Origin of the sequence: Desulfatibacillum aliphaticivorans DSM 15576, from assembly GCF_000429905.1 — a bacterium.
GTDB lineage: Bacteria > Desulfobacterota > Desulfobacteria > Desulfobacterales > Desulfatibacillaceae > Desulfatibacillum > Desulfatibacillum aliphaticivorans.
The window spans coordinates 57,691-84,330 of sequence record NZ_AUCT01000001.1; the positions used below are offsets into that span (position 1 = coordinate 57,691).

20 protein-coding genes are annotated in these 26,640 nt (G+C 55.5%); 18 read left to right on the forward strand and 2 right to left on the reverse strand.

The annotated features are described in order from the left end of the window. The first annotated feature begins 75 nt into the window (after positions 1 to 75). The 3 genes from G491_RS0100290 to G491_RS0100300 all read left to right on the forward strand — a co-directional run bounded on the left by G491_RS0100290 (position 76) and on the right by G491_RS0100300 (position 7,235). Positions 76 to 1,230 (forward strand): hypothetical protein, encoded by a 1,155-nt coding sequence (locus G491_RS0100290; RefSeq protein WP_028313162.1) that lies wholly within the window; start codon positions 76 to 78, stop codon positions 1,228 to 1,230. A 235-nt stretch (positions 1,231 to 1,465) separates the two neighbouring features. Next, entirely contained in the window at positions 1,466 to 6,889 is a 5,424-nt protein-coding gene (locus G491_RS0100295; RefSeq protein ID WP_169829367.1) for an isopeptide-forming domain-containing fimbrial protein, read from the forward strand. Positions 6,890 to 7,049: 160 nt separating this feature from the next. After that, the gene (locus tag G491_RS0100300; RefSeq protein WP_028313164.1) at positions 7,050 to 7,235 is read left to right on the forward strand and encodes a hypothetical protein; all 186 of its coding nucleotides are present in this window, start codon (positions 7,050 to 7,052) and stop codon (positions 7,233 to 7,235) included. A 91-nt stretch (positions 7,236 to 7,326) separates the two neighbouring features. On the opposite strand, the gene G491_RS0100305 is transcribed toward G491_RS0100300, so the two are convergent. Then, positions 7,327 to 7,989: a lysophospholipid acyltransferase family protein gene (locus tag G491_RS0100305; RefSeq protein ID WP_012610526.1), complete on the reverse strand. Its 663-nt coding sequence runs from the start codon at positions 7,987 to 7,989 to the stop codon at positions 7,327 to 7,329. Positions 7,990 to 8,206: 217 nt separating this feature from the next. Between G491_RS0100305 and G491_RS0100310 the strand changes: the two genes are divergently transcribed. Further along, positions 8,207 to 8,956, forward strand: coding sequence for a sulfite exporter TauE/SafE family protein (locus tag G491_RS0100310; RefSeq protein ID WP_028313165.1), 750 nt, complete (start codon positions 8,207 to 8,209; stop codon positions 8,954 to 8,956). A 91-nt stretch (positions 8,957 to 9,047) separates the two neighbouring features. On the opposite strand, the gene G491_RS35190 is transcribed toward G491_RS0100310, so the two are convergent. Next, entirely contained in the window at positions 9,048 to 9,209 is a 162-nt protein-coding gene (locus G491_RS35190) for a hypothetical protein (protein ID WP_157467852.1), read from the reverse strand. A gap of 85 nt (positions 9,210 to 9,294) precedes the next feature. Here G491_RS35190 and G491_RS0100320 point away from each other — a divergent pair, with 85 nt between their 5' ends. The 14 genes from G491_RS0100320 to menD all read left to right on the forward strand — a co-directional run bounded on the left by G491_RS0100320 (position 9,295) and on the right by menD (position 26,291). After that, entirely contained in the window at positions 9,295 to 9,792 is a 498-nt protein-coding gene (locus G491_RS0100320; protein WP_035217262.1) for a hypothetical protein, read from the forward strand. 308 nt (positions 9,793 to 10,100) lie between these two features. Next, a complete protein-coding gene (locus tag G491_RS0100325) occupies positions 10,101 to 11,909 on the forward strand; it encodes an amidohydrolase (RefSeq protein WP_169829368.1) in 1,809 nt (602 codons plus the stop codon). 34 nt (positions 11,910 to 11,943) lie between these two features. Further along, complete coding sequence (locus G491_RS0100330; RefSeq protein WP_028313168.1) at positions 11,944 to 12,402, forward strand: hypothetical protein; 459 nt, start codon at positions 11,944 to 11,946, stop codon at positions 12,400 to 12,402. 953 nt (positions 12,403 to 13,355) lie between these two features. Continuing rightward, positions 13,356 to 14,024: a TetR/AcrR family transcriptional regulator gene (locus G491_RS0100335; protein ID WP_012610530.1), complete on the forward strand. Its 669-nt coding sequence runs from the start codon at positions 13,356 to 13,358 to the stop codon at positions 14,022 to 14,024. Positions 14,025 to 14,037: 13 nt separating this feature from the next. After that, entirely contained in the window at positions 14,038 to 14,874 is an 837-nt protein-coding gene (locus G491_RS0100340; protein ID WP_028313169.1) for an SDR family NAD(P)-dependent oxidoreductase, read from the forward strand. Between the two features lie 71 nt (positions 14,875 to 14,945). Next, the gene (locus G491_RS0100345) at positions 14,946 to 16,652 is read left to right on the forward strand and encodes a thiamine pyrophosphate-binding protein (RefSeq protein ID WP_051326919.1); all 1,707 of its coding nucleotides are present in this window, start codon (positions 14,946 to 14,948) and stop codon (positions 16,650 to 16,652) included. Positions 16,653 to 16,700: 48 nt separating this feature from the next. Beyond that, entirely contained in the window at positions 16,701 to 17,648 is a 948-nt protein-coding gene (locus G491_RS0100350) for a bile acid:sodium symporter family protein (RefSeq protein WP_028313171.1), read from the forward strand. A gap of 39 nt (positions 17,649 to 17,687) precedes the next feature. Continuing rightward, positions 17,688 to 18,497 (forward strand): SDR family oxidoreductase, encoded by an 810-nt coding sequence (locus tag G491_RS28795; protein WP_051326920.1) that lies wholly within the window; start codon positions 17,688 to 17,690, stop codon positions 18,495 to 18,497. A gap of 560 nt (positions 18,498 to 19,057) precedes the next feature. Beyond that, positions 19,058 to 20,788 carry a sulfoacetaldehyde acetyltransferase gene (gene xsc, locus G491_RS0100360; RefSeq protein WP_028313172.1) on the forward strand — a complete coding sequence of 577 codons (1,731 nt, stop codon included), beginning with the start codon at positions 19,058 to 19,060 and terminating at the stop codon, positions 20,786 to 20,788. A gap of 210 nt (positions 20,789 to 20,998) precedes the next feature. Beyond that, positions 20,999 to 22,090 (forward strand): AAA family ATPase, encoded by a 1,092-nt coding sequence (locus G491_RS33090; protein WP_051326921.1) that lies wholly within the window; start codon positions 20,999 to 21,001, stop codon positions 22,088 to 22,090. Positions 22,091 to 22,280: 190 nt separating this feature from the next. Further along, on the forward strand, positions 22,281 to 22,916 hold the full coding sequence (locus G491_RS0100375; protein ID WP_169829369.1) for a hypothetical protein: 636 nt from the start codon (positions 22,281 to 22,283) through the stop codon (positions 22,914 to 22,916). Further along, positions 22,897 to 23,130: a hypothetical protein gene (locus G491_RS35195; protein ID WP_157467860.1), complete on the forward strand. Its 234-nt coding sequence runs from the start codon at positions 22,897 to 22,899 to the stop codon at positions 23,128 to 23,130. The genes G491_RS0100375 and G491_RS35195 overlap by 20 nt, the downstream gene beginning before the upstream one ends. Then, positions 23,112 to 24,491 (forward strand): isochorismate synthase, encoded by a 1,380-nt coding sequence (locus tag G491_RS33095; protein ID WP_051326922.1) that lies wholly within the window; start codon positions 23,112 to 23,114, stop codon positions 24,489 to 24,491. Before G491_RS35195 ends, G491_RS33095 begins: the two co-directional genes overlap by 19 nt. Continuing rightward, positions 24,492 to 26,291 (forward strand): 2-succinyl-5-enolpyruvyl-6-hydroxy-3-cyclohexene-1-carboxylic-acid synthase, encoded by a 1,800-nt coding sequence (gene menD / locus G491_RS0100390; protein ID WP_028313175.1) that lies wholly within the window; start codon positions 24,492 to 24,494, stop codon positions 26,289 to 26,291. Positions 26,292 to 26,640: the final 349 nt, after the last annotated feature.

The following is a 26,640-nucleotide window of genomic DNA, read 5'->3' on the forward strand; positions in this document are numbered from 1 at the left end:
CCGACGCCGTTCCGGGTTTATCAAAGGACTTATAAAAACATGTACCTTTTTTTAAACCAAAAAAGGAGAAAGACAATGAAACACACAGGCAAAATGCTGGTGCTTACGGCCTTAACGGTCGGTTTGTTGTTATTGGGATTCCAAAGCGCGCTTGCTGATGGAACACAAGCAGGAACCCAAATCGACAACACTGTCACCATTCATTATGACGTAGGTACGGAAGCGCAGACCCCAATAACGGCACCAACATACACCTTCTATGTTGACAGAAAAATTGATCTAACAGTGGAAGCTCAGGACAACGATCCTGTGTCAGTCATTCCCGGCCAGGATGATCAGGCTCTGGTATATGTCATCCAAAACACAGGCAATGACATTTACGACATCTATCTGGACATAACAACGTATGTTAATGCCGATGGCCCAATTACGCTAGGCAATGGAAGTGACTACACTGACTCTTTTGACGCTTCCCATGTTGGTATTTATTATGACACTGACAGCTCTGGGGATTACTCTGCAGGGGACGTCGAGATTACCACATCTTACCTTGACAATATGGGCATCGACGAATCCAGGACAATTTTACTGGTGTACGACATTCCTACGGGGCTGGACGATGAGGAAGTCGCTATCTACGGTTTGACTGGCACTCCTCTGCCTGATGGCGGTTCACCCGGCACCACCTTTGACGATGATTCTGGCAACGCCGACACGGCGGGCGACGGAACCAACGCTACTATCCAAAATGTATTCGCAGACACTACGGATGGAGTAACCGGTGAGGAATCGGATGTTTCGGCTTTCATGGTCGTGTCCGCCCAGATTACGGTTACCAAGGAGTCGGAGGTTATCTCCGATGGCGTCAGCACCTCCAACTTCAAAGCTATTCCTGGCGCAATCGTTGAATACACCATTACCATCACTAACAGCGGACATGTAGCAGCGAGTAATATTGCCGTGACGGATAGCCTTGCCACAGAAATCGCATCTGGCTCCATACTGTTTGTCGAAAATGGTTACGCCGCAGATTATGGCATTTCCGTTAACCAAAACGGTGGAGGCGAAGTAGCCTATACCAATGCCGACGACGCAGCAATTGGCGGGGTCACAGCAGACTGGAACATCACAGCCGCCAATACCGTTACGGTGACCGGCCTCTCAGTAAACGCCAATGATGGAACCAATAACGGCGAAACAACCGTAAAATTCCGGGTGGAAATCCAATAAGGAAAGGCCGTAAGTCTTGGGCATTGGCAGGCATATTATAATGAGCGCAATTCGAGGCTTAAGGGGAATCCCCACCCAAGCAGTCGCCGTATTGCGCCTTTTTTCAGCCCTGTTAGTCCAATCTTGCAAAAAGCCGTTCCACATCAATGGCCAGCAGCCTGTACAGACGGGAGGGGGAGCAAACTCCTTCCCGTCTCGTACAGGGGTTAGCCGGATTGCTTTCATGACTTGTTTTATGACAATATTGGGTGTCCTTACAGGCCCAGCCTTTGCCTTGCCTGTCGGATCGGTTGTCACCAATATTGCTTACGCCAATTATGGAGACGACCCAAGTAATCCAACCATTGTTCCCTCCAACGAAGTGCAATTCACCATAGTGGATAGCGGAACAGACTCTGTGATTCAACTTATGCAATACGCCCCCACGGCCCTGGACGCGATCTTGGTGGATGTGGACGCCACCCAGGGCCGGAGCAGCGGCTCAACCGGCGATCCTTTTGAACCGCTGGACCCGCCCGTCCCATTTGGAAGGTCTGCGGCCATCGACCTGGACGACCCGGTTCCTCTTTTGGAAGCCGAGGTATACCACGGCGGCGAGCCTGTCTTTCTGATGGTCACGGATGAAGACCAGAACGCAGACCCCACGGTTGCGGAAACCATTCTGGTGACCCTGACCGTAGAGGCCACCGGCGACGTGGAACTGGTGATCGTAAGGGAGACCGGGCCTAATACGGGCGTGTTCGCCGGATACATCCAATCCAACGTATCGGCCAGCGGCGTGCAATACGACGGATACCTGGACGTGGTGGACGGCGCCGAAATTTTGGCCGAATACACCGATCCCACGGACGGAACCGACAAGACTGCCGCAGCGGCCATGGTGGATCCGTCGGGCGTGGTGTTCAATTCCTCCACGGGCGAGGCTGTGGACGGCGTGACCGTCACGTTGATCGACGTCTCCACGGGCAACCCGGCCGTGGTTTACGGCGACGACGGAACAAGCATATTCCCCTCCACCATCGAATCCGGCGGGTCTGTGACAGACAATGGAGGAACGACATACGATTTTGCAACGGGCGGATTCCGCTTCCCCTACGTACTTGCCGGGGACTACAGGCTGGAATTTACGCCGCCCGAGGGCTATACCGCGCCTTCCACCGTATCCACGGCCGTGCTGCAGGCTTTGCCCAACGCGCCCTTTGACATCCGGACGCCCGGCTCCCGGGGCGAGGATTTCTCCATCGCAGCGGACGGAGGCCTGGCTTTGGACGTTCCTGTGGACCCGAACAAGGGCCCCTTGTGGATTACGAAAACGGCCAACAAGGACACAGCCGCCGTCGGCGACTTCGTCCAATACGAAGTCACAGTGGAAAACAGCTCGGACGCCAACCTGACAAAGGTTTTGGTGACCGACCACTTGCCGCTATCTTTCCGGTATCAATCCGGCTCGTTAAAGGTGGACGGCAAAAAGAGGAAAAATCCGGACCTCTCCAAGGACGGCCGCACCCTTTCCATTGAAATCGGGGCGGTCAAGGCCGGCGAAAGCGTCACCATCAATTACGTCGTGGAAATCACCGTGGGAACGCCTTTGGGAGACGCCGTGAATACGGCCCAGGCTTTTGAAATCCTCGGGGGCTCCCATAGCAGCCGCAAGGGCTCGGCCCCGGCGGGATACCAGACCGGCGTCGTTTCCAACGAAGCCCATGCCGCCGTTCTCATAAAGGACGATTTCTTCAATGACCGCTCCATCATCATGGGTCAGGTGGTGGCCGACCATTGCCCCTCCACCATTCCGCCCAAGGAAGGCGAAGAGCCGATTAAAGAGCATGCGGTCAAGGGCGTCCGCGTCTTCCTGGAAGACGGCCAATACGCCGTGACCGACGAAAACGGCATGTACCATTTTGAAGGGGTCGCGCCCGGCGTGCACGTGGTGCAACTGGATGAGTTCACCCTGCCGGACATGTATGAAGCCGCCTTCTGCGAGGAAAACACCCGCCATGCAGGCAGGCCTTTCTCCCAGTTTGTGGACCTGCAGGGCGGAACCATGTGGCGGGCGGATTTCTACGTGGCCACCAAGCCGCCTGAGCAAGGCGAGGTTGGCATTCAAGTCAGCGCTGAAAGACAGGAAGATGAGGTAGACTGCACCATACAACTGAACAATACGAATGTACCTATAGGCAAGCTGCGTTTGACGGTTATATTGCCTGATGGATCTGTTTACAAAGAAGGGTCTTGTAAATTTGATGGGCAATCAGTTCCCGACCCAACAGTTGCGGGGCCTGCGCTAATTTTCAGAATGGGAGATCAGCCTGCTGACTGGAAAAGGGATATTCAAATCAAATTAGATGTTACCAAGGCTTCAAAAGATCCACAACCAACTATCAATGCCATGCTGTTGGCAAATACACCGACGGCAAAGAATCAACGGGCGCCTCTTACAAAATGTCCTATTCTGCCTGGAAGCAATAAAAGCCAGCGTCAAGTTATGCTTACTACAGGGCTGGCCTTAGGAAGCACAAATAAAAATAATAATCCACAAGAAACAATCATTCCTTATCTTGCAGACGGTTGGATTGAAAAGCAAAAGCCTGGTTATGAAATTGTCTGGCCGGAGGAAGGAGGTTTGCCTGCCATCCCATCCACCAAAATCGCCGTCAAACATTTGCCAGGCACAAAAGTAACCCTGACCTTAAATGGCGAGCCGGTCAGCCCTTTGAATTTTGATACATCTGTTAACAATGGCGCCAGAACGTTTAAATTATCCCGATGGATTGGCGTGGACCTCCAGAAAGGAGATAATCTTATAGAAGCCGTATGCCAGGATAAATCCGGAAAAGAAGTTTGGCGGCAAACCAGAAGTATCCATTATTCTACAGCTCCAGTAAAAGTAGAAGTGCTTAGTGATCAGCCATACGCTATTGCTGATGGAAAGACCATTCCGCAGCTTTTAGTTAGGTTGACGGATAAGGACGGTTTTCCGGTTAGAAAAGGGAGCGTAGGTCAATATGCGGTTGATCCTCCGTATGAAGCTTATAAAAAGGTTGAGGCAGTAGAAAGCGATCCTCTGGCCCCTTCTATAGATGAATTCTCAAAATATATTGTCGGAGAGGATGGGGTTGTGCCCATCAAACTCAATCCTACTACCCAAACAGGTGAAGTGACCTTTGTTATCAAATTAACAGATGAAGATAGTGAAAACAGGGTATGGCTCAAACCCGGCAAGCGGGACTGGATTCTGGTGGGACTGGCCGAGGGCACGGCGGGATACCGGATTGTCAACGGGCATCAGGAAAACCTGGACGACGCGGACCTGGAGGACAAGTGGTACAAGGACGGCCGGACCGCCTTCTTCGCCAAGGGCCAGATCAAGGGCGAATGGCTGCTGACCCTGTCCTACGACTCGGAGCGCGATTCCGACGAGGCCCGTTTGTTCCAGGACATCGACCCGGACGAATACTACACCCTGTACGGAGACGCCTCCACCTCCGGCGCCGAGGCCGCCAGCACGGAAAAACTCTACGTCAAGGTGGAGCGCGGCAAGTTCTACTCCATGTACGGCGATTACGACACCGGCCTGACCATGACCGAACTTTCAGCCTACTCGCGCACCTTGACCGGCTTCAAGACCAAGCTGGACTCCAAGCACGTGTCCCTGGATCTGTTTGCTGCCGAAACCAACCAGGCCTTCGTCAAGGACGAAATCCGCGGCGACGGCACGTCGGGCCTGTACTACCTGTCCCGCCGGGACATTGTGGAAAGCTCGGAAACCGTGACCATCGAAACCCGGGACCGCCATAAGAGCCAGGACATCATTTCGTCTGAATCCCTGTCCCGGAATGCGGACTACACCATCGACTACGACCAGGGGACCATCTTCTTCAAGAGCCCGGTCATGAGCACGGACGACGGCTTCAACCCGGTTTACATCGTAGTGGATTACGAGGCCGAAGACTCGGACGACAAGGACGCCACCTACGGCGGCCGGTTGGCCTTGAAGGCCCTGGACGAAAGGATTGAACTGGGCGGCACCCACGTGCACGAAGGCGGGAAGAATACGGAGTCCGACCTTTTGGGCGCCGACCTGACCGTGGAAGTGACCGAAAACACCGAACTCAAGGCCGAATACGCCCATACGGACAGCGAACAAACGGACGAAAGCTCCAGCGGCGAGGCCTACCTGGCCGAGCTTTCCCACGACGGCGTCAAGGCCGACGGCCGGGTGTACTACCGGAAGCAGGGCGCGGGATTCGGCGTGGGCCAGCAGAACGCCAGCGAGTCCGGCACGGAAAAATACGGCGCCGAGCTGGAATACCAGGTTACGGAAAAACTGGACGCCGCGGCCGAGGCTTACCGCAACACGGATCTTGGCACACGCGCCCGGGACGACATGGGCGAGGCTCGCGTGGAATACACCCAGGACCGCTACTCCCTGGAAACCGGTCTCCGCGCGGGCGAGGAAAAAACCGACGAAGGCGAAGTCAACCGGGTGACCCAGGTATTGGGCGGCGCCAAGGTCAATTTCCTGGACAAGAAACTGGTGTTCAGCGCAGAGCACGAGCAGGCCGTCAGCAACGACAACGCCAACACGGATTATCCCACCCGCACCACCTTGGGCGTGGATTACCGGATCATCGAACAGCTCAGCCTCTTCGCCCAGGACGAAATGACCTGGAGCGACACTGAGGAGACCGAAAGCATCCGGGGCGGATTTAAGCTCACTCCATGGAAGGGCGCCAATTTCGACACATCCCTGGAGCAGACCAAGGATATTTCCGAGGACGAAGACCCGGCCATGGCCACCCTGGCCAATTTCACCGTGGGCCAGAACGTGACCTTGTTTGAAAAATGGAAGGTGGATGCCTCGGTGGATCACTCCCGCACCTTGGACAAGACAGGCGGAGACGTGGATTCGGACTCTGACAGCGACTTTGTAGCAACCTCCTGGGGCGTGCAGTATACGGAAAAGGACTGGAGCGCTTCCGCCAAGGTGGAATTCCGCTTCGCCGACGACGCGGACAAGTGGAACGCCTCCGTGGGCTGGTACGGAGAAGTGGACGACGGCCTGGGAATCTCCCTGGGCGCTTTGGTCACCCGCAACGATTACAACGTGGACGGCAATGAAGACGCCACGGGCGATCTGCGCATCGGCCTGGCCTGGAGGCCCAAGTTCTCCCGGTGGATCGTGCTGGACCGCCTGGACCTGATCTGGGAGGATGACAACGACGCGGACTCGCCCTACGAAACCCGGAAGTTCGTCAACAACCTGAACGCCAACTACAAGACCGGATACCGCACCCAGGTTTCGTTCAAGCACGGCGCCAAGTACGTCCTGGACAACATCGACGGCGACAGCTACAGCGGATTCACAGACCTCTATGGCTTGGAATTCCGCTATGACGTCGCCAAAAAATGGGACCTTGGCCTCCGCGCCTGCGTGCGCCACTCCTGGAACTCGCACCAGTTACAGTACAGCACAGGCCCCAGCGTGGGTTACAACCCCTTCACCAACGCCTGGGTGGGCGCGGGCTACAACGTGATCGGATTCCGGGACGAAGACTTCACGGACGGCGATTTCTTCACCCAGGGCTTGTTCTTCCAGTTCAGGCTCAAGTTCGACCAGTACACCAAGGAAGAATTAGAACAAATCTTTGGATTCTGATTGTTTGTTGCCTCTGTAGCTGCAGGCCTCCGTGCCTGCCAAGAGAAATGAAGACGCTTGCTTCCCGCCAAAAGCGCGCGGGAATGACGGCGTTTATAGGCAAGGAGACGTCGCAACCGCATACGGGCTGCAAGGCTCGCCAACGCCGAGGCCAAAAACCATGAGCGAAAAAATTCGCGCCTTAAAAGAAAAGCTGAAAGACCTGGAAGCCAGGGTTAAGGAACGGGAGGCCAGCCTGCCGGCCCACTCGGTCCGGGTCAGCCAGATCATGGAGCTGGAAGAGCTGGAGGAGGAGCGGGATCAGATTCGCCGGGAATTGGAGGAATTGCTGGCCGAGAAAAAATAAAGAGCCCGCAAATCCCATAAGGTTCCCCAAATAAAAAGCCTGCACTCCAATTAAGGAAATGCAGGCTCGAATTTTTTATGGAAAGAAAAGGCTACACCGCTTTTTTTACGTCGCTTTCCTCTTCGGTCTTAAAATGGATCTCCTCTTTTTGAGACCTCTGCAAAGACACGCTTTGATCTGAAAAAAGAGCCTGCCGCTTGCCCTTGATGTTCTTGTAAAAGGCTTTGATTTCCTCCATGTCCTTGTCGATGTCGCCCGTGGGAATGAATTCGGGTCCAAGCCCTCCCACCTTGCGGCCGAAATCCACAAAGCCCATAACGATGGGAACCTTGGCGGTATGGGCGATGTAATAAAAACCGGTTTTCCACCAACGCACCTTGCCCCGGGTTCCTTCCGGGGGGATCACCAGGACCAGCTGGTCGTGGTTGGAAAATTCCGCAGCCGCCCGCTCCACCATGTTGGTGGACCGGCTGCGCACCACGGGGATGCCGCCCAGCCATTTCAGCACCGGGCCCATGGGAAAGCGGAACAACGAGTCCTTGCCCATCCAGTAGATTTTTATACGGTATTTGAAGGCTATGCACAGGGTGGCCAGAAGGTCCCAATTGGAGGTGTGGGGCGCTGCAATGAGCACGTATTTGGGCGATTCCGGGGGATCGCCTTCGGTCTTCCATCCAAAGGCCCACAGGCCGGACACGGAAATCCAACGAAAGATGGTGCGCAATATAGGGGTGTCGAACATAGTATAGTGCATGATATGGCCTTTCCAGTCAAAAGTGCGGCTTTTCAGCCTTTACCGGCAAAATAGCACACATCCGGCGGATATCCCCTTTTTACCTTGAATGTGACATTTCTTTTACATTTGCCCCGCCCTCGCCTGTTGAGACGGGCGCCGCCTCCAATTTTGTGCTAAGGAAGCAAGGCATGAAAAGCGCAGCCCGCCGCAAACAGCCCGCAGGAGCCTCCGAAGAATGACCGGTCCGGCCATGGAAATAGCCGTTTTGGCGCCCATTGTCCTCTTGGCCTATACGGCCCAGGCCCTCACCGGGTTCGGCGCCTCGCTCATCGCCGTCACCCTGGGCGCCCACTTCATGGGCGTGGACCGGCTAGTGCCCGTGCTGATCCCCCTGACCGTGGCGGCCACAGGCGCCATCGCCTGGAAGGAGCGCGCCCACATTGATCGCAGGCTCCTCATAAAACGCGTCTATCCTTTTATGGGGATGGGGGTGATTGCGGGATTGCTGTTGTACGAAATCCTCAAAAACGCCGCGCCTGAATGGCTCCTGGGACTGATCGTCGTGGGATTCGCCTCCCGTCAGCTTTGGGGGCATTTGCGGGGCAAAGAGGGGAATTTCACCATGTCTCGTCCGGCCTCCTTTCTCCTTTTGATCATGGCCGGAATCGCCCAGGCCTTTTACACCACGGGCGGCCCGTTCATCACATACGCCTTCATGGGGGAGCGTTTGCCCAAGGCGGCCTTCCGGGCCACCTTGTGCACGGTATGGTTCAGCTTCAACACTTTTTTGGTCCTGGCATTTTTTTTGAACGGTCGGTTGAACCTGGACGCCCTTCAAATCACCCTTCCCTTGTTCCTGGCCCTGCCTGCGGCGTTTTTTCTGGGAGATCGCTTGCATACTTTGGTGAGCGAAAAATCCTTTCAAATTATTACAAGCATTCTCCTGATCCTGTCAGGTTTTCCTCTGGTATTAGGCAGTTGCTGAGCTTCCTTGCAAAGAGGAATTCAGAGTCAATACCATCATCAGCGAATATTCCCCTCTTTTTCAAAAAAATATTATCCCAATAAATCAATTTTCATGGTCCTATTTTGTTATAAAAACAAAATACAGTTGCCGTTTCGGCTGCTGCTTGGTATGCTGCTGTCATTGCATGTCGGTTATGCATTAATCCAGCCTTCATTTGAGAGTTTAGTATCATGATTATACCTTTCCAAACCTGTTCAATATCCCAATTCATGCCCTCATCCTACCCGGGCTTGATCAAGACAACTTGCGGGTGTTTCACCAGGCAGGATTTTAACGTTCCACATTGAGGAGGAGTTATGACGATGAAGAAAGTTGCTGCATTGTTGTTCGTGATGTTTCTGGTACTGGGCGCTGGCGCCGCAACCGCAGGCAATTGCGGATGGGGCCACTGGGACAGCGGTAAAATCCATCTTTGCCCGGCATGCTGGGATTACTACATGCCGCCCGACGGAGGCGCCGCTGGCATCTACCTTGGAATCAACTGGTTCTATCTCCAGAATCGCAGCGACAATGAAATCAACTACTACATTGACTTCTACAGCGGCACGGGCGAAATCATCGGCCGCATCCCGGAAGAGGGATACAGGACGCTGGGCGGCAACTGCGGCACCCGCGTTTCCCCGACCACGGAGCTGGATTTTGAAGTCAATACTTGGTGCAGCCCGGTCGTCAAGTGGTTTGGTTACGACATTGACGTGACCCCCACCTGCGTCGGCAAAATCCAGTTTTTCGACATCAACGGAATCTTTGTGGGTTCCGAAATCGGAGTGGGATACGACGATTCTGTCAGGTAAACGACAAATACACAGCACAACCCTTTCCCTCCGGGGCCGCCAAGAGGGTTTCGGGCCTAAAAACCCGAAGGGCCCCGGAGAGCCGTTGCATGGCTTTTCGAGCAGGAGGGGTGAAACGCCCGCAAGTTGTTTCCCCCTCCTTTTTTCCTAACGATTATTGGAACAAATTTTCAACCTATCCCATACGCCCCGACGCCCGTCGTCTCCCAATCGCATTGACACCTTTCTTAAATCCCTTGTATAAAGAGTCCCATCTGGGCCTGGTTAACCTCCATCCGAATTTCAAACCTTTTTGTAGCGAGCAAACAATGAATCATACCAGCAATGGAACTGCGCCGCCCCCTAACGCCCGCAAAAACCGCCGCAACCCGTATTTGTCAGCTTTGCTGCTCATTACGGCCCTGGCTATGACAATGTCCACCGCAGGCTGCTTCTCCGCTAAAAACGCCTCGACCTTGTATTACGGCGGCGACATCCTCACCATGAGCGAAACCGACCCTGAAACCGTGGAAGCCGTGCTGGTGAAAAACGGCAAAATCGCCGCCATGGGCTCTCACAAAACGGTCCTGGCGCAAAAAGATCCGGAAACGGAATTCCTGGACTTGCAGGGAAAAACCCTCATGCCGGGCTTCATCGGGGTGCACACCCACCCGGATCTCTCCGCCTATTTGTACAGCTTCACGGACCTGAGCGGCTTCACCAACAATTCGCCGGAAGAAGTCTGGGCCAAACTCCGCGACGCAGCCGCCAGCGCCGAAAAGGGCGAATGGATTTTTTGCAAAGGATTTGACCCCATGCTGGTCAAAGGACTGAAGGCTCCGACCATCCAGGAACTGGACGCCATGGCGCCGAACAACCCTGTGGTGATCCTGGCCCAAAGCCTTCACTCCGCTTGGGCCAACTCCCTGGCCTTTGAAAAAATAGGAATCACGACGGACACCCCAGCCCCCGCCGTGGGCAGTTATTACGAGAAGGACGAAAACGGAAACCTGACCGGATTCATCGCCGAGGTCCAGGCCATCGAGCCTTTCGGCAATGCCGCTATCAAGAAGTTCAACATCAAGCAAAACGTAGTGGAAGTCTACAAGGAGTATATGAGCCGAGGCATCACTTCCATCACCACCATGGGCATGTTCGCCAAGGACAAAAAGCCCTTTATGCTCTACGAGCACTTGTCCTCCGATCACCCCAAATACCTCCACCGCGCCCTGGATCTGGTTGGATTGCTCCCCAACAAAACGCCCACGGTGAGGCATTTCGTGTACATCAAGCACGACACGCCCTTTTTGATCCCGGATCAAGTGGAAAACGGAGACGATTTCTTTAAGGTGGTGGGCGTCAAGCTCTGGTACGACGGCTCGCCATACACGGGCTCCATGTACCTGAAGGAGCCCTACCTGGAATCCGACCTGACCCAAAACGGGCTGGGACTCCCCCGCAACCACCGGGGCGAGCCGGTCATCCCAAAGGACGAATTCTACAACGCTCTCAAAACTTGGCACGACAAAGGCTGGCAGCTCAGCGTCCATTCCCAGGGGGATCAATCCACCCTGGAAGTGCTTAACATGCTCAAGCAGGCCATGGCCGAAACAGGAGAACGGGGCCATCGCCACCGGATCGAGCACGGCGTGCTTCTTCCGCCCGAACTCCTGGGCGAAATGAAGCAAATGAACATGGCGCCCAGTTTTCATGTCAACCATATCTATTATTATGGAGAAGCCCTTCGGGACGACATCCTGGGAGAAGCCCGCGCAGAAAAAATGCTGCCCGTCCACAGCGCCATGGCCGAAGGCCTGACCTGCTCGCTGCATGCCGACGCGCCCATGTACCCGGAAGATCCTTTAAGCCTGCTCCAAACCGCCGTCACCCGGAAAACCAAGTCCGGCCAAATTATCGGCGCCGGGGAGAGAATCACGGTCATGGAAGGCCTGAAAGCCCTTACCATCGATTCCGCCTGGCAGCTTCATATGGAGAAAAAAATCGGCAGCATCGAGCCCGGCAAATACGCCGACTTCGTCATCCTGGACGCCAATCCCTTAAAGGTCGATCCCGCAAATCTTCGTGGCATCCAGGTCCTCACAACCATCGTCAACGGCGTGGAAACCTGGAAGCGATAATGGGTAGTATTGAGTAACGAGTACGGGGAGGCCAATGAACAGCCAAAGATGGACCATATTGATCTTGTTAGTTCTATTGTCGTTTTTTCTTGGAAGATTTTCAGTCATAGGCATGGATCACGTGTCTATGCCTGAAGAGATTCTCCTTAAAAACGCCCCTGAGCGCTTCAACAAATACAACATACTAAGTTCAATACCGGTATCTACATTAAAGGAGCTTAACTTCCAAAAACATACTTACGCATACTGGCAAATAGTTCATGCAGAACGGCTCTTGTCTGACATACCGGAGTGCGCAGAGCGTCTGGAGCCTTTGAAAAAAAGTTTGTTGGATCAAAGAGAATTGGAATTAAAGAATATTGAGAAGTTGAAAAACGATCTTGGCGCTAAAAACTATCTTGTAATGTATGATTATGTAGACGCTTCTCATACTGGTCACGGAGGATTCTTGGTTGTCGATAAAAGGGGCAACATAAAACAGGATATTGATTAATTTTATGATTTATATTGCCCTCCCGGTTAAGCAGCACCCTGCCGAGGTTGGAACGCAGCCTTGTGTTGCCAAAGTAACTTGATGTCCCGCCTACGCTCCATCAAGCGGCCAGCCGTGGCAGGGCAGTAGCCTGCCAGGGCGCGGCAGCGCAATAAGGGCGGCCAGGAAAGACTGTGGAGTCCATTAATAATCGGCGGCCCAAAAATGTAATTAGAATCCAGGCGTCTGAAATAGAAAGGGTTCGCATCAGTGAATGGGAATTCAAATACGCCCCGGTCGTCTTATTGGCCTTCGGCCCCCGGCATTGCATGCCGCGGCTGGCCGGTTATGTGCATAGCTCCCGGCCTTATTCTAAACCGCCGACAGCCATGATGGGACGCCCCTGGCAAAGCAGTATCTTGCCTGTAGTTGCAGGCCCCCGTGCCTGCCCATAACGCACTTTGCGCGTCCCATGACGCAGCAAGCTGTGCGGCTACATGGTTTCATGCCCTTACAAAGCACAATCCGGCCTAATATCAATGGGTAGCCCCGGCACAGCAGTATCGTGCCGGGGTGCGCAAGCACACGTATTAAAACCCTCCAAGCAATAGAATCCCAAAATTTCACTCAAAAAAACCTCCCAACACCCGCCCTCCCGTTCCCATGCTCCATCGTGGGAATGCATGCAGATCTATTTGAAATCAAATAATTTCAGGATATTGAGCGCTATTCACGAAAATATCATACCAATTTAAAGCAGATCCGCCCCACGCCCCTGTCTCCCCCCCACCAAAAAATCATCAACGACAAACACAAAAACAACAAAATTACAAAATGGAAGCATTTTTTGGTTGACAACTGACCCATGGGTCATTTAGGGTATGACTGACCGGTCAGTCATGGGTCTTTGGACGAATAATTTAAAGGGAGGGTGAGCGGACGTCATTCAATATCTTTATTGTCCGCAATAACATATGCCGAAATCCACCTTCAATAATCTGCCGTTGGAAAAAAGGGAGCGCATCCTCAGGGTGGCCGCCGAACTTTTTGCACAAACAGGCTACACCAAGACCGACGTGGCTCTCATCGCCCGGGAAGCCGGGGTGGCCAAGGGGTCGATGTACAATTATTTCGAGTCCAAGGACGACATTTATGTGCATGTTTGCGCACGGGCTCTGGAGCAGTCCCGGACGGCGGTGTACGGCGGCATTGACAAGTCCTGGGACATATACAGGCAGATCGATCACATCTTCCGCAAAGGCTCGGCCTTTGCCATGGAAAGCCCGGAATTCGTGCTTCTTTATTTAAATGTATCCTCCGTGGGCATGGAGCGATTCGCCGAAGCCCTCACCCGGGAGGTGGAGCACTACACGGCCAATCATCTTAGAAATCTTATCCGCAAAGGCATGGAAGCGGGAATCGTCAGGCCGGACATCAACGCCAGCATGACGGCGTTCTTCATCAACAGCATGTACATCGTGCTCCTGCTTTCTTTCGTGTCGCGGCATTTTCAAATACGTTTGCTGGAATATCTGGAAATCGAAGGGGACATGGAAGAGTTGGACCGGGAGGCCATCCTGGATCAACTGGTCGGAATGATCGAGTCCATGCTCAAACCGGCTGCGCCCCTGAACGACAATTAAACGAGGTGAAACCATGTACGATGATTTAAAAGGACAAGTCGCCCTGATAACCGGCGCGGGCAAAACCACGGGAATCGGCTACGCCATTGCGGAAAAAATGGCCGCTTGCGGCGCCGACGTGGTGATTACGGATCTGGGAGGCCCCGGCCCCCGCGAATCCGAGCAGGCGCCCCCCACCACCGAGGAAATGAACGAGACGGCCGCCGGCCTGGCAGCCAAATACGGCGTCAAGGTGATCGCCGTGGAAATGGACGTCACCGACACCGAATCCGTGAACAAAATGGTGGAAGTGGTCAAGGCGGAGTTCGGCAGGATGGACGCCTTGTTCAACAACGCGGGAGCATCATTCGGCGTGCCCAGCACGATCCACGACTACGACGAAGGCGCCTGGCTCAGAACCATCGACGTGAACCTCCACGGCGTGTACCGGGTGTCCAAGGCCTTGGCCCCCATGCTGCGGGAAAACAAGGGCCGCATCGTCAACGTGGCCTCCCGGGCCGGCAAGTTCCCCGCCCTTTTTAACGGCGCCTACTCCGTGGCCAAGGCGGGCGTGATCATGCTTTCCAAGGTCATGGCCAAGGAGCTGGGCGGCGAAGGCGTGCGCGTAAACGCCATATGCCCCGGCCAGATCATGACCGACCTCCAAAGGTGGCGCCTCAACCTGGAAGCCCAGGTGTTCCAGACCACATTTGAAGACCGGAAAGCCGAAATGTGCAAGACCATCCCCCTGGGATACATCGCCGAGCCTGAGGAAGTGGCCTCCCTGGCGGTTTATCTGGTTTCCAAGGAATCTTCGTACCTGACCGGCCAGGCGATCAACGTCACGGGCGGCCAGTTGATGGAACTGTAAATAATTATTCGGGCTAAAACAAAGCCCTGACCTTTTTCTATTAAGCAACTTTTATAAAGGAGTAAAATATTATGGAATGCCAAGCAGAATGCAAAATGGGCGCACAACTGGCTGCTGAAGCCCTGGTCGACCTGGGCGTGGAAGTCATCTTCACCCTGAGCGGCGGTCACATCACCCCCATCTATCAGTTTCTGGAAGACACCGACATCAAGCTCATGGACACCCGTCATGAGCAAGCCGCGGTCTTCATGGCCGAAGCATACGGCCGCATGACCCGCAAACCCGGCATCGCCATGGTGACGGCGGGCCCCGGCTTCACCAACGCCCTGACCCCCATCGCCAACGCGCGTCTTTCCAACACGCCCCTGGTTCTCATCTCCGGCGTGGTGGGCATCGAATCCGTGGACAAACTGGACCTTCAGGACATGCGCCAGGCGCCGGTCATCGAGCCCATGGTGAAAAAAGCCCTGGTCTGCCATCATCCTGAAAGGGTGTATGAGTACATCGACATGGCCATGCGCATCGCCTCCACCGGCAGGCCCGGCCCCGTGTACCTGGAACTCCCCGTGGACATGCTGAACTGCAAGCCCGAAGCCGCCAAGGTAAAACGCCTGGCCACCCAGGTGGAATGCCGTCCCGCGGACTTGTCCAAGGCTCCGGCCATCCTGGAAATGATCGAGCAGGCCAACACCCCCATGATCATTGCGGGCTCCGGCGCATGGTATTCCGATGCCGGAGACGAGTTGCAAAAGTTCGTGGAAATGACCAACATCCCGATCTTCACCTCCACCCAAGGCCGCGGCATCGTCTCCGACGACCACCCCCTGTGCTTTGAAGGCTCCCTGGCCATCCGCCCGGGCGCAGCCATGATGGCCAGCTTCAGCACCGACCTGCTCATCATGCTGGGCAGCCGCTTCAGCCTGTACTACATCTTCGGCGACATCTTCCCGCCCACCTGCAAGATCGTCCAGGTGGACATCGAACCTCAGGAACTGGGCCACAATAAGGCCGTGGACCTGCCCGTAACCAGCGACATCAAGCCTCTGATCGCTGAAATGATCCGTCTGGTGGAAGAAAAAGGCAATGGCGCCGCCATGCAGGAAAAATACGCCGGATGGGTCAAAACCCTGGAACAAGCCAATATCGACGGCCGCGTGGAAGCCAACGCCCAGTGGGAAAGCCCGGAATCCCCCATCCACCCCATGCGCCTGGCTCGCGAAGTGGACAACTTCATGAACCTGGAATCCGACATCGTGTGCGCCGACGGCGGCGACACCTCCGTGTGGATGGGCATGACCCGCACCGTGCGCAAGGGCGGAACCTACCTGGACTCCGGCCTGTACGGATGCCTGGGCGTGGGCATTCCTTACGCCAATGCAGCCAAGTTCCATAATCCCGACAGCCGCGTTTGCCTGATCACCGGCGACGGCTCCACGGGCTTTAACTTCATGGAATTCGAAACCTCCATCCGCAAGGGCCTGCCCATCGTCGTGGTCATCTCCAACGACCTGGGCTGGGGCATGATCCGTCACAGCCAGGAACTGCGTCTGGGGCACGCCATTGAAGACGGCACCTGGATCGGCCGCGTGGATTACCACAAGATGATCGAACCTTTGGGCGGCGTGGGCTTTTTGGTTGAAAAACCCGAAGACATTCGTCCGGCCCTGGAAGAAGCCTTCAAGACCGGCAAAACCTGCTGCATCAACGTCATGACCGATCCCACGACCATCAGCCCAGGCAGCACCGCTTTGGCGAACCTGGGGGCGTATTCAGTATAATGCGTCAAAACAAAGCCTTAAACCCAATAAAAAGAAGGGGGGAAGCGTATGGACCCAGCGGTTATTGACCAAATACATCTGAATTTCAACCAGAAGAGCCTTTTAGGCATCAACGCGGCCATTGCCCTTATGATGCTGGGCGTGTCCCTGGACCTGAAACTGGAAGACTTCAAACGCATTCTGGTTTCACCCAAGGCGCCGGCTATCGGGTTGCTCGCCCAGTTCATACTGCTTCCGGCCTTCACCTTCGGCCTCACCATGATCCTGCCCAAGTCCATGCTCATACCGTCCATGGCAATGGGCATGATCCTGGTGGCGTCATGTCCGGGAGGCAATCTGTCTAACATCATTACCTACCTGGCAAAGGGCAATTGCGCGGTGTCTATCAGCATGACGGCCATTTCCAGTTGCGCGGCCATCTTCATGACGCCCCTGAACCTTGCCATCTGGGGCTCCTTGAACCCGAACACCGCGCCGATTTTGCAGGAGGTGCACTTAAGCCCCTCGGATGTGTTCGTGACCATATTCGTCATCTTGGGCATTCCCATGGCCATCGGCATCACCTTGTCCAAGGTGTTTCCCAACCTGGCCAACAAGGTCAGGAAGCCGTTCAAGATTTTCTCCTTGAGCGTCTTCATGCTCATCGTCCTGGGCGCCCTGCTGGCCAACTGGCAGAACTTCATCAACGTGGTGGGGCTGGTGGCCCTGGCCGTGTTCATCCATAACGCCCTGGCCCTGACCTTGGGCTACACAAGCGGACATCTGGCCAAATTGCCCGTCCGCGACAAACGGGCGGTTGCCATCGAGGTGGGAATCCAGAATTCGGCCCTGGGCCTGCTTTTGGTCTTCAACTTTTTCGGCGGCCTGGGCGGCATGGCCATTGTCGTGGCGTGGTGGGGCATCTGGCACATCATTGCCGGGTTGGTGGTCTCCCAGATATTCTCCCGGAGTAAACTACCGCCCGAGGAAGAAGACGCCGATACATGCACCGTGTAAGCTGAAATTATGAAAGGCTGACCGCCTAAGAAGGTTGCTATGAGAAACTTCAAAAACAAAGTAGTGGTGGTGACGGGCGCGGCCGGCGGCCTGGGTAAAGCCATTTGCCGGAGATTCGCCAAGGCCGGCGCCCAAATAGCCGCAACGGACATGATCCCGGACCAGGTGGAGGCGCTGGAGAAGGAACTTAAAGGAGCAGGAGTCCCCTGTAAAGGATACGTCCTGGACGTCACGGACGAAGACGCCTGCTGGAAGGTCATGGAATCCGTCGTAAAAGACATGGGCCGCATCGACGTTCTGGTCAACAACGCGGGCATCACCCACCGCAGCGCCTTTCAGGAAACCCGGACCGCCGTGTACCGCAAAGTCATGGACGTGAACTTTTTCGGGTCCCTGTACTGCACCAAGGCGGCCATCGACCAACTGATAAAGAACAAAGGCGCCATCACGGTCATCAGCTCCGTGGCCGGGGTTTCCCCCCTGCTGGGGCGCACGGGATATTCGGCCAGCAAGCACGCGCTGCACGGCCTGTTCGGATCCCTCCGGTCCGAGATGAGCGACAAAGGCGTGGACGTGACCATCGTCTGCCCGGGATTCACCAAGACGAATATTGACAAGGCAGCCCTGGATTTCGACGGTAAGCCGACGAAAAACCCCCAATCCACGGTGGGAAAAATCGCCACGCCTCAGGAAACCGCCCAGGAAGTCTTTTTCGCCACGGCGCGACAAAAGCCCCTGGCAGTCCTGTCCATGGTGGGCAAGCTGTCGTGGATCATCCACAGGCTGCACCCGCCCCTGTTCGAGCGCATTATGACCAATTCGGTCAAGCACGAACTGGAGCACGATTGACGTACACGTTGTCGGGTTTCGCGGCGCTCAGCCCAACCTTCGGCTCTCCCAACGCAACGTAGCCTGGGTTGAGCCTGCGAAACCCTGCAGATACAATATAAGGACGCCGCCCCCTGTGAACGTCTGAAAAAAGCAGGCACGGGGCCCTGCAGCTGCATATCGGCTGCAGGCGGCGCCCTGAACGGGCAGCCCCGGCAGAGCAGTATCCTGCCGGGGTCGCGAAGCGACATGAAGTTCGACCTGTACAGCAGGTTAATCAGGCAGCGCGACCCGACACGGCGCAAAACAATAAAACTCGTTCCCATGCTTCGCGTGGGAATGCATACGGAAGCAGCATAAAACAAAGGCGTTTCAACAAGCGTTCCTGCCCACATGTAGGTCGGGTCACGCGAAGCTGCGGCGGCAATAAAGTTGTTCGGGATGATTCCGTCATCCATATTCCCGCGACCGGCGAGTACTTTAACGCGGAGCGACCCGACACGGCCGATAAAACGCTTGATGCAGTAAAAGTTCAACAACTTACTTCAAGTTTAGTCTTAAAAAACAGGAGGAATTGACAAATGGCCAAAGTAAAAATGACCCCCAGCGAGGCTTTAGTGGAAACCCTTGTGGCTGAAGGCGTGGAAAACATCTTCGGCATCGTGGGCTCCGCTTATATGGACGCCCTGGACCTCTTTCCCACGGCGGGCATCCGCTTCATCTCCGTGGCTCACGAACAAGCCGCTTGCCACGCAGCAGACGGCCTTGCCCGCGTGACCGGCAAGCCCCAGGCCTGCATCGCCCAGAACGGCCCCGGCGCCGCCAACTTCGTGTCCGCCATGACCGCCGCGTATTGGGCTCACTCCCCCGTGGTCGCCATCACTCCCGAAGCCGGCACCTTGGGCATCGGAACCGGAGGATTCCAGGAACTGGACCAGATGCCCATGTTCCATGAACAAACCGTGTATCAGGTCCGCGTAAACGCGGCCCAGCGCATGGCCGAGCTCTCCCGCCGGGCCTTCTACATGGCCAAGACTTACAACGGCCCCACCCAGTTGAACATCCCCCGGGATCTGTTCTACGGCGTGTGCGAAGACGAAATTTACACCACCCCGGAAATCACTTACGGCTCCGGCCCCAGGCAGTCCCTGGAAGAGGCCGCCAAGCTCCTGGCCGAAGCAAAATACCCCGTGATCCTGGCCGGCGGCGGCGTGTCCCAGGCGGACGCAATCGCCGAACTCAAGGCCCTGGCCGAGTACCTGACCGCGCCTGTCGTCAATTCCTATCTGCATAACGATACATTCCCGTCCTCCCATAAGCTGTCCGTAGGCCCCATCGGCTACTGCGGCTCCAAGGCGGCCATGCGCACCATCGCCAAGGCGGACGTGGTCCTGGCCCTGGGCTCCCGTCTCGGACCCTTCGGCACCCTGCCCCAGTACGACATGACCTACTGGCCGGAAAACGCCAAGATCATCCAGGTGGATGTGAATCCCGCCGTGCTCGGCCTGTCCAAGCGGGTGGAGCTGGCCGTCCTGGCTGACTGCCGCGAATTCGCCAAGGAAGTGTTTACGCTGGTCAAGGCCGCCAAACCCGGCCTGGAAGAAGACAAAGCCCGCCTGGAAGACGTGGCCAAGGAAAAGAAAATCTGGGACGACGAACTGGAAAAATGGTCCAGCTCCACCAACAAGCTCATGCATCCCCGCCGCTTCCTGTGGGAGCTCTCCAGGGCTGTGCCTGAGGGATCCATCGTGGCCACGGACATCGGAAACAACTCGTCCATGTGCAACTCCTACTTCCAGTTCAACGGCGCTCGTCAGCACATCTCCGCGCTGTCCTGGGGCAACTGCGGCTTCGCTTACGGCGCGGCCATGGGCGCCAAACTGGGATGCCCGGACAAAGCGGTCTTCGCCTTCCAGGGCGACGGCGCCTACGGCATCAGCGGCATCGCCGAAGTCATGACCGCCGTGCGCGAGAATATTCCCATCATCGCCATCGTGGCCAACAACTACGAATGGGGCGCTGAAAAGAAAAACCAGATCGATTACTACGACAACCGCTTCATCGGCGCCAACCTGAGGGAAAACCCCAACTACGCCCAACTGGCGGAAGACATGGGCGGCAAGGGTTACCGGGTGGAAAACTACGACGAAGTGGGCGACGTGGTCAAAGACGCCGTGGCTTCCGGAAAGCCCTGCGTCATCGAAGGCGTCATCCAGGGCGGCGAAGAGGTTCTGGCCGAACCCTTCCGCCGGGACGCTCTCAAGAAAGCATACCGCATGCTTCCCAAGTACGAGCACCTGAACGTAAAATAGCCATAACTCGCAGCATCCTTCCTTCCTGATCCGGGGGAAAGTCCGCAAGGGCTTTCCCCCATTTTTTTCGAAGAACCCGCCGATTTCCTCTTCATTTCTTGACTTCCTCACTTAGTTGGACAATTATTATAAGTGTTCGGAATGAAAACAATTGAAGGAGTTTTCTTTGCTGCGAGTTCAGGCCTTGTTCTCAATTTCAGGTGCACTGCCATGAAAATCAAATACGCTGACATTACCAATTTTAAAGGGCTGAGACATTGCCATATCGACTTTACCGACTATGACAAGCCTCGGCAGATAACTGCTTTGCTTGGAGATAACGGATCGGGCAAGACCACGGTTTTGCAGGCCATCGGACTGGTTTTATCCATGGCGGCTCGAAGGACGCCCTCGACGGATGCTTTCCAATGGCACGGCTTTCTGGCGGACAGAATAGGCTCGCTTGGCAAGACCAGGGTGGAGCTTTCCATTGACTTTGATCAAACGGAAACTTCTACAATATCGAAACTAAGCTATGAATATTCACAGTTGTTTCCACCTAATCATGATTCGGATTTTTTTCCGCACCTGCCTTCCGGCGCCCCAAACATCAAATTAGTACTTGAAGATGGAGTTCTAAGCAGTCCTGAAGGGCCTGCAGCGATAAATGCGTTCGCTGGACGTTACACTATTGAAAAGCTATCTAAGGCACGGCCTGAGTTCCGAAAAGAGTATACCAAACTCGGCAGCATCTTCTGGTTTGACCAAATGCGCAGCCTGGGCCAGTCTCTATCTTCTGCAAACGGCGCAGAAAAGCCTGAATACGCCGAATCCTGGCAAATGGGCGTGGAGCAGTTACGGGAATACCTGGTTGGATGGTGGGCGCATCACACCACTTCGGAGAAAAAGGAAGGCGCCAAGGACTACATTCCGGCCTTGAGCGAAAAGTTCAACATGATTTTTCCTGGAGTACGGTTTAAAGGGGTTTCTCCGAGAGGCTCCGGCTCCGGCAGGATTTCAGACTTCTTCTTTCTTTTGGAACGGGAAGGCAAAACCTTTGACATTGCTGAGATGTCTTCCGGCGAGCAGGCGGTTTTCCCCCTGATCTACGAATTTGTCCGGCTGGATATCGCCAAGTCCATTGTTCTCATTGATGAACTAGAGCTCCATCTCCACCCGCCCCAGCAGCAGGCCTTGCTTGCCGCCTTGCCGAAGATCGGACCGGACTGCCAATATATCATCACCACCCACTCACCCTATCTGGAGAGCATCATCCCGGATGAACACGAAGTACGGCTTGAAGGAGGCCGGCCATGCCTGTGACCAAATTGCTGGTCGAAGGCGACCTGGACGCCCAACTGTTAAGCGCTGTTTGCGCGGGAAGCCCGGTTGTTGAAGGGCTGAAATCATCCAAAAACGCATTGGCGCCAAGGACGCGGGTGGAACGAGAAAAAGGAATCTCAGGCGTTTTTTTTTGCGGGATCGGGATTTTGATTTCGACCCGCCCGGAGTTATGGATCGTCCAACGGAAGATCAGTCGGACAAAAGATTCACCCCTACTCTTTTAGGCTGGCGATGGTCCCGTCATTCCATGGAAAACTACATGCTGGAACCCGGCATCATATGCGCTGCACTAAGCCAGGATTTAGACGTCTATAGAGATGCACTTATCCAGGGAGGCGACGCCATAAAATATTATCAGGCGGCCCGATGGGCAATCGGAAAAGTCCGGCAGTCCCTGCCCCCCAGTTATAAATTGCAAACCGGAGTTGACGAAAAAAAGGATTTCCTGATTCCCGTCAAAGATGAACTGTCCCGCGATAAATCAAACAGGTGGCTCATTGACCAAGTTCAGACTTTTGCAACACAGATCCTGCCCAAATTGGAACAAGCAGCTATCGTAAAGTCTTTTGACGAATACGCAAACTTGTTTGAAGCCCAGGTAATAAACTCTCACTCATCAATCCTAACATACTTTTCCGGCAAGGATCTAATGACGGCCCTAAAGCCATGGTGGAGCCCCCTCAAAATTCAAGGCCCAGGCGACTTTCGCGCCCGAATCAGGGATTGGATGATCGCCAATCCGGAATCCGTCCTTGGTTTCCTACCTGAATGGCAGGTGCTGTTGGATGTTATGCAAAACACATAACGCCTTTACCACCCCGATTTTCCCCGCACTTGCGCAAGAGGGCAAAAAGCATTATTATAGTTTGGTTATGCAAGGCCCTTGGCGTCTGAAAAAACGGGCGCAGGGGCCTTTTGCGCCTTTGCCGATCGGCGGGGCGGAATCATTGAAATCATTCATCCTTTGGGATGAAGAAGATAAAATATTGGTTGCCGTAACATGCTGTCATACGATTTGATGACATTGTTGAAGAAAAGCGCCGTGGAGCCGGGCGCCGCTTTGGGCGAAAATGGTCCAGGTCTGACGCGTTGGACGCACTCCTGGCAAGCCCAACAGCCGGAATCCCTGCTTCAATGGCTCGCCGGCTTTAATGCCGCCGAACAATTCTATTTCTCCGGCAAGAGCGGAGGCTATGAAACGGCCGGTCTGGGTCAGGCCATGGTTATCTCGGGCGACTCCGGCGAAAGAGCCTCGGCAACGCTTTCCCGGCTGTGGGCAAGGCATCCCCAGGCCATGGCCTTTGGCGGGACCGCCTTTGCGCCGGATCAAAAGCTGTCTCAGGAATGGACGGATTTCGGCCCGCTCCGGTTTACCATCCCCGTGGTGGAGTTGCGCCGAAACGGTTCAACCATGGAGTTGGCGTTCAACCATTTCAGCGATCAAAATGTGACCGAGGCGGAGGCTAAGGCCGCCTTGCAGGATAGGCTCAGGGATCTGGAAGCATCCCGAACAAAATCAGAGCGCAAAGAAGAAACGCCGTGCTCCCGGGAGCAAATTCCCTCCCGCAAACGGTGGAATGCCATGATCCTGAACGCCCTGGATAAAATCAAAAGCGGCGTCATCAATAAGGTGGTTTTATCCCGCAAAATGATCCTCACCGCCCGGAAATCCTGGGACGCTGCGCCCATCCTGGCCCGCTTGGCGGAAGTCAAGGACGACTCATTCGTCTTTTTCTACAAAATCGCCGCGGGTAAGGCCTTTTTCGGCCGCACCCCGGAGCGTTTGCTCAAGCTGGAAGGCCGGTCCATCAGCGTGGACGCCATTGCAGGCACCCGGCCCCGAGGGCGCGACGCCGGCGAGGACCTGGAATTTGAAAAGGAATTGCTGGACTCCTCCAAGGAGATGGAGGAGCACCGGATCGTCTCCCGGTATGTGGAGGAGCAGATGGACAAAATCGCCCGGGACCTGCAAACCGGCCCTTGCGAATCCATCCTTAAGTTAGGCGCCCTCCAGCATATTTTCACCCAGCATTGCGGCGAGTTGCGCAACGGGCACAATGTTTTGGACACCCTGGCCTGCTTTCATCCCACGCCGGCCGTGGGAGGCCATCCGGCCCGTGAGGCGCGCGCCCTGATCCTGGAATGGGAGCCCCACCGCCGCGGCTGGTACGCAGGCCCCATCGGCTGGATGACCGGAGAAGGCGCCGAGTTCGCCGTGGGCATCCGCTCGGCTCTGGCGGACGGAAACCGGCTGCATATTTTCGCCGGAGCGGGCATTGTGGAGGAGTCGGACCCGGATTCCGAATGGTTGGAGACCGAGCAGAAAATGCAGACCATCACCCGGGCCTCCGGCCTTTCGCCCCAGGAGGGAGAGTGCTGAATGGCGCTATTAAGCCAGAACATGAACGTGTTGTGGTCGTCCGTGCTGGTGGAGGAGCTGCGCCGCAACGGGCTGGACGCCTTTTTCGTCTCCCCCGGCAATCGAAACGCCCCCCTGGTTTCCGCCCTGGCTCATAACGATTTGGTGATGACGCTGTCCGAAACAGGCCACAGGGACTCTCAAAAACAAGGGGCCGCAAATCATCGGGGATTTCCCCACTCGATAATAAAGTTCTCCTGCATGGACGAACGGGGCGCCGCCTACCGCGCCTTGGGCTACGCCAAGGCCACCGGCAAGCCCGGCGTAATGGTATGCACCTCGGGCACGGCCCTGGCCAATTACCACCCGGCTGTCATCGAGGCCTATCGCGACGAGCTGCCCCTCATGATTATAAGCGCGGACCGCCCGCCGGAACTCACCGGCAGCGACGCAAATCAAACGATTTCCCAGGAAGGCCTGTACGGATCCCATTGCCTGGAAAGCCTGAACCTGCCCTGCCCCGACCCGGACTATCCCCTGGAAGCCCTGGCCGCCAAGGTCTGCCATATCGCTCAGGTAAAAAACGGGCCGGTGCACATCAACATCCGGTTTCGCGATCCCCTGATTCCCATGGAAGCGCCTTCCGGCCCGGTTCCCCAAGCCGTGCTGAACACCGCCAAACACTATTTTAAAAATATCGCCCCGGCCACGGTTTATCCCTTGGTGCAGGCCTCCTGCCCGGATTTGTCCGCCGTGGAAAGCATCCTTGAAAAGGCGCAACGCGGCCTGCTGGTCATTGGGCGTTTGGAAAACAACGATGACCGGCAAGGCGCCACGGCTTTGGCGTCCATGCTGGGATGGCCTGTCTTTTGCGACATCGCCTCCTCGTTGAAAGGCGCAGTTGGGGATCATGAAATTTTCTCCCTGGACCACCCCAAGGCCCTGGCTTTGGTGAACGATTACGCCCCGGAAGTCATTCTGCAATTGGGCTCAGGCCTGGTTTCCAAGCATTATTACGCGGCGATTCTTAAAGGCGGCGCCAAGTACATCATCCAGGTCAGCCCCCGGCGCGAGCATCGGGACCCGGCGTTCAAGGTCAACGTCAAGATCAAGGCGGGCGTGGGAGAATTTTTCAATTCCCTGGATGACATAACAAACCTTTCGCAGGATGCGGAAGCCGCCCAATCCCTGCTGCAGGCCACGGAGCAGGTGCGGGCGGATCTGACAGCCGCAACGCCCCGGGATGCGCTCAGTTTTCCTTTGATCGCCGACATTATCAACAAGAACATCCCGGGGCATGAGGCCCTGTTTCCCGGCAATTCCAACGCCATCCGGGCTTTTGACATGGCCGGGCCAGCCGCCGCATCCGGCGTGCAAATCGTCACCAACCGGGGCGTGAGCGGCATCGAGGGAAACTTGGCAACCAGCCTGGGATTCGCCGAAGGCTCGGGCAAACGGGTTACGGCCGCAATCGGGGACGTGTCCATGCTGCACGACCTCAATTCCCTGGCCATGGTAAGTCAAAGCCGGGCGGAAGTGATCGTCATCATTGTCAACAATCAGGGCGGCCGGATTTTCGAGCGTTTACCCATCCGGGATTTTCCCGAGATCGCCGATCCCATGATGACCACGCCCCATGGATTTGGTTTTTCCCACGCCGCGGCCATGTTTTCATTGCCTTACGCCCTGGCCGAAACGCCGAACGACTTGGAAAAGGCATACAGGCAGGCCCTGGTTGAGGGCGGCAGCCGGGTTATCGAAGTGATGCTCGACCCGAATAAGGATTTGGAAGTATTCAACGCCAGGAAGAGCATTAGGTAGGGGACATGGGGTCAAATCTACGTTTGACGTTTGAGCCTGTGCAAAGCCGCTTATGGCCCCATGGAAACTCGTACGGAGGCCTGATTTGATGCAAGCAACTCGTTCCCACGGTCCCCGTAAGAATGCATACGGGCGTTCAATTCGCCTTGGAGGACGAAATTGTTGGGTTTCGTGCGTAGAAAATTGGGTTCCGGACTTGATTAAATAATGAATTCTGCGTCGTTGTTGGAAAGGCTTTACACACTCTACCCAACCTACGACTTATCCATAGCGACGTAGGTTGGGTTGAGCTTGCGAAACCCAACAAAAATAAATGGTTAAATACGCTCCCACACCCTGTATGGGAGCA